This window comes from Myroides marinus (assembly GCF_900109075.1).
Lineage (GTDB): Bacteria > Bacteroidota > Bacteroidia > Flavobacteriales > Flavobacteriaceae > Flavobacterium > Flavobacterium marinum_A.
In genome coordinates, this window is the sequence record NZ_FNYS01000045.1 from 1 (window position 1) to 5,082 (window position 5,082).

Below are 5,082 nucleotides of genomic sequence, written 5' to 3' on the forward strand. Positions count from 1 at the left end.
TCCAATATTGGGGTTAAACTTGTTTTTGATATTCTCTGAAGAATTAGGATCTGTTGGATTGTGTATGTTTAACTTCGTATAATCTACATTTAATAAATTAGCTGTTGTTTTAATACCAAAAGCTAATTTATAGTCTTCGTTTAGATCTATTGCATAAGATAAGTCAACAGAGATATTGTTCTCATCCATCGCTCCTAAACGGTCATTAGTGAAGTTCACTCCTAATCCTAATCCGCTCTCTCCAAGTGGAGTAGAAACAGATACATTAGCTGTCTTAGGTGCTCCATCTAGTCCTACCCACTGTGTTCTGTACATACCAAATACATTAAGTGTACCACGGCTACCAGCGTAGGCTGGATTGACCATACTCGTATTATACATATACTGTGTGTACTGTGGATCTTGTTGAGCTTGCATAGTTTGGAAACAGCCTATTGTTAATAGACTGATTCCAATTTTTTTTATGTTTTGTTGAATACTCATAAACTTCTTACTTACTGCTTTCTAAATGTAGATAACCTGATTTTTTAATCATACGTGAACCCTTCTTATCTTTGTACTCATAGTTCACAATATAGAAATAAGTACCTGTAGGTAACTTCTCTCCCCTATTTATTGTTACACGACCATCTGAATATCCTTTAAAGACATTACCTGCACTGTCGTAATTATGAGTATCAAATACTTTAACTCCCCAGCGGTTATAGATCTCTACTGTATTATTAGGAAACTTGTTAATATTATCAATGATAAAGTAATCATTCTTACCATCTCCATCAGGAGTTACTAGATTATAAATAACAATATCTCCATCTAAGATTAAATCTGTCTTGACTGTCGCTAACGTAAAGAAACCGTATCCTTTAACTGAAGCTGGTGTGGTAATTTCCTTTTTACTTACATCAACTACTCCTCCTTCATCTACCCATAGTTGTTGTTTTGCATCCCAACGCACAATATGAAGTTCTTTTTCAGGATTAGCTAAAAGTTCTTTCGGAGTAGTACGCTCATCCCAACTAAGAGTTAGCATAATATCCCCTTTACTATTATCATTTCCCTTATCAATAGTCCAGTATTCACGCTCATTTAGCAAATCAATTACCCCAGATTTAGCATTACGTGCTCTAAAGAAATTCTTATCATCTAAGTTATACTTTCCTTCATAGGCATCCTTTACATTTTCTGGTGCAGTAATTCTAGCATAACGATAGATCCCTTTATCTCCTTTAGGGTATTGAAATTCTTCGTTGCCTATCTTCTCTACATACCCTTCTGCGTGGCTTTTATCACTAGGATGTAAAGCTTTAGCTCCTTGATGAAACGTCAGCATTCCTTTTAAAGAATCAACCTTGATAATTCCATCTTTAAAATCTACTGATCCACGTATATTAGCTTCGTTTTTAAGATCAAAAGCTACAACTGGTTCAGCATTGTCTAATACAACATTATAAAAATCTGTAGATTTACTTCCCGATATAAGTTGTTGCCCTGTTTGATCTTCATATTTAGTAAAAACAGCAACAGATTTTGTAGCATTATCTTTGTGATAATACAGATTATCATTCTTAAAGTTGTTGTAATAATAGGCTGAACCATTGTTCTCTACTATTCCTTTTTCTGTATTAGTAAAGTCATAAATAGTAGATAATAAACCTCCCTCTGCAATAGAAAACTTTCCCTGGTTAACTAAAACCTGATCTTTCTTCTCTTTTTGAGCGATACTAGGTAAGCTTATTAAAAGCCCACCTAGTATTATTATTTTCTTTTTCATACTACTTTTTTCTTTTTATTGTTTTGTTAGTAGTGGTTGGATTAGTGATAATCAAAGGTGCCTTACAATTATCTTGATTAGTAATTACCTCTACTGTACTAGCTGATATACAATCTCCTGTTGTTATCGTCCATGTAAACTTATATGTTCCTGTAACATCTAATCCTGCTACAATAGTTCTAGGATTAGTATCATCACTAAATGTTGGTGCCATACCTGCTGGTGCTGACTCCACAGTCCATTTACCTTGACCTGCTCCTGGGTCATTTCCTACTAATACTGTTCTAGCTCTACAGAAAAGATCATCTTGATTACTACCTGCATTTGATCCCACTTGGGCAGATACTATAACTTTAAAAGTGGTTTCTCTTGAAGCCCCTGAACATGCATAATCCTCAGCTAACAACCAATCTACAGATTCAATATATCCTTCTGCTTTAACCTTAAAAACATACTCACCTGGCATATTTAAATTATGAATAGTTGTTTGAGTACTTTTTAATGATCGGGTAGTATTATAAGAATCATAGGTAGGTGTATTTGCCCCTACAGGTTTAGAAACTACAGAAATCTCATACTTGCCAGAATATCCCATCATATATGTTGGGTCTATTATTTCTTGAAAAACAGCGGGTAAGGAAACAACAGCATCTACTACCCCTGAACCAGGATAACACACAACCACATCATTTATTTTAAGATCTATCCTATTCCCATCAGATACATGAATATAATAAGTTGTACTTTTTCCACATGAACCATTTTTATTATAGGATATTGATATAGGATATGTTCCTACTCTCCATCCCCCTAAAGGTGGAGTAACTTTAAAATATCTTTTCGCTAATCCATCCCCAAATGTTTCAATAGTAGGTACTAATCCTGCTGGAACATACTGACTATTAACTGTTGCAGTAGCATTTATTGTTGTAGGGTCATCACCTTCTCCTAAAGAGTAATTAATATTAATAGGGGTAGATTTTCCAACCATGCCACATAAAACTTCTCCTCCAGAACCTCCCCCTGCATAGACCATATGTTGCTCTGGATAAGCGGGGTCTATAAAACTAATCTCGTTAGCCTGTACACCAGTTATATTAATTGTATTCTGCGTGGTAAAGGTTCCTTGCGAATTACTTACTGTAATTGTATACGTATACAATCCAACTGCATTAGTTATAAAACGTATGTTATCAGTTTCAAAATAAAGAAGGGTAAGGTTTCCTCCAACTGGCTGACTTATCACATTTAAAGTAATAGTTGTCCCTAAACCATCATACCCTGTAGTTCCATTATAATAACTTGCTAAGCGAGGAGAACTATCTTGATATCTAACATAAACATAATTGTTCGTTAACGTTGTTGCACAAGATTCATAACTTTTAAAACTAATCTGTGGATTAGGAATAAACCTAACTGTAATAGTCTTTTCATACGAACAATTAGGATTATAAGTAGATGTAATCTTTAAAGTTAAAGTATACGCAGGATCAGCATCATGATTTGCTTTCTTTATTAAGCTAAATGTTGGATTTGCAATATTTGTAGCACTAAACGTAGCATTATTTGAATTCTTACGCCCAAATCTATTCCATTCATAAATATTCTCAGCCGACCATACTCCTGTAAAACCTTCAGGTATTACACCATTCAAATTAACTGTCCCAACAGATGCTGGAATAGTTAAAATATCACTCCCTGCACTAAATGATGATACATCCCCCGAAGAGGTAATAGTAACATGTGAAACAGCTGTAGTACCAACCTTCGTTAATTTAAAAACATAAGGTCCAGGTTTATTCATTCCAGTAACAGTAGGAGTTAAAATACTTGGATTACTAATTATTGGATCTGTCGCCCCTGGCGGTTTACTTTCTATAGACCAAGTTATCCCGTTAGTATCTCCCGCATCTGTACTACCTTGCAAAGTATACTCTGTACCACAAATAGTTCTATTTCCTCCTGCATTTACAGATTGTGCATACCCTACCACCGTACTAACTAACGTAAATACTAGGATACATAGGTATTTATTTATATTTCTTATATAATTCATAAACTTATCATTATTAATTAAGTAACTCTTCGTTACAATTACTTAGCTATATACCTAGACTTGTCCAACGAAAGACAAGCCTAGATAAAATAGTTTATTAATTATCGTTTCTTACAGCGAATACTATATTCATAAATGTTCCTACTGTTACATCTGCACCTGATTGTAATTCATAGTTTAATATTCCATCATTATCTACTGTTACAACTTTAAAAACATTTGTATCATACCATGTGATATAATAATCTAACTCTGACTGTGGTAACACTGGTAAAGTTGTATTCTTACCTGGGTTAGAAGTAACTGGAGTGTCAAATTGCTTCTTGTAACGTTCATATAAGTTTATTGATCCTTGTAACGTTGCATCACTAAAAGTATCATTAGCTAAATGACCAGATCCTGGTGCACTTAATTGCTCTTCACTTGTAGGGATAATAATAGATGGCATATAGAAGAACTTCGGCATTGCTGCTTTTAATCCTTTAATAATATCTCCATTATTATCTACAGCCATTAGACGTTGAGTTTGTTCATTCTGAACATTTTTCTTATCCAATCCTTTTAATGCTAAAGTATTTACACTTGTTGTTACAATCTCAGTGGCTTTTAATAAATCTCCTCCTAACTGAACTTTCGTTCCTGTTTTAGTTAACCCATTATCAGCTGTAATAACCTCTCCTACTTTTGACTTATCCTCCCATTTTGGGTTACCACTTCCATCTGTAATAAGAACTTTATCAATTCCTCCATTTGCCATATCAATTGGTTGGATCGTTCCATTTTTAATCTTACCAGATGTAATAGACTCGTCTTTTACTCTAAGACTTGTCTCTACAAGTACAGCTCCTGTTCCACCTTCTGTTACTTCTATTGTTGGTTCTGTATCAGCTGCTTTAAGGTTTTTAGCATTTAACACATTAGTTACATCTATACTAGGTGTTCCTGCTACCCATTCTGTTCCATTATACACTAACGCTTGACCATTAGCTGTAGGTGAAGTTTGATTAACTGGTTTTCCTTTTAATGTAGTTAACTTATTCGCATTAGCTGGTCCTGTAACATCCCCACTTAGAATTAATTCTGTCTCATTGGCATTTACAACATAAGGGCTAGCTTCTGTACCTAATCCAGTAATTGTAATAGCATGTCCTGCTGTTGTTTTACCTCCTATACCATCTTTTCCATCAACTCCATTCTTAACCGTTACTGTTCCACCTGCTCCATCTGTTATTGTAGATGAACCATCAGGATTATT

4 protein-coding genes are annotated in these 5,082 nt (G+C 34.5%); all 4 read right to left on the minus strand.

Going from position 1 to position 5,082, the window contains the following annotated elements:
* On the minus strand, positions 1-483 hold a 483-nt coding region (locus BMX53_RS18775), incomplete at its 3' end, for a PorP/SprF family type IX secretion system membrane protein (RefSeq protein WP_143061469.1).
* Between the two features lie 7 nt (positions 484-490).
* Complete coding sequence (locus BMX53_RS18780; RefSeq protein WP_074748492.1) at positions 491-1,771, minus strand: T9SS type B sorting domain-containing protein; 1,281 nt, start codon at positions 1,769-1,771, stop codon at positions 491-493.
* A 1-nt stretch (position 1,772) separates the two neighbouring features.
* Complete coding sequence (locus BMX53_RS18785) at positions 1,773-3,827, minus strand: hypothetical protein (protein WP_074748495.1); 2,055 nt, start codon at positions 3,825-3,827, stop codon at positions 1,773-1,775.
* A gap of 97 nt (positions 3,828-3,924) precedes the next feature.
* A partial coding sequence (locus BMX53_RS19170) for a hypothetical protein (protein WP_074748498.1) occupies positions 3,925-5,082 on the minus strand: 1,158 nt, incomplete at its 5' end.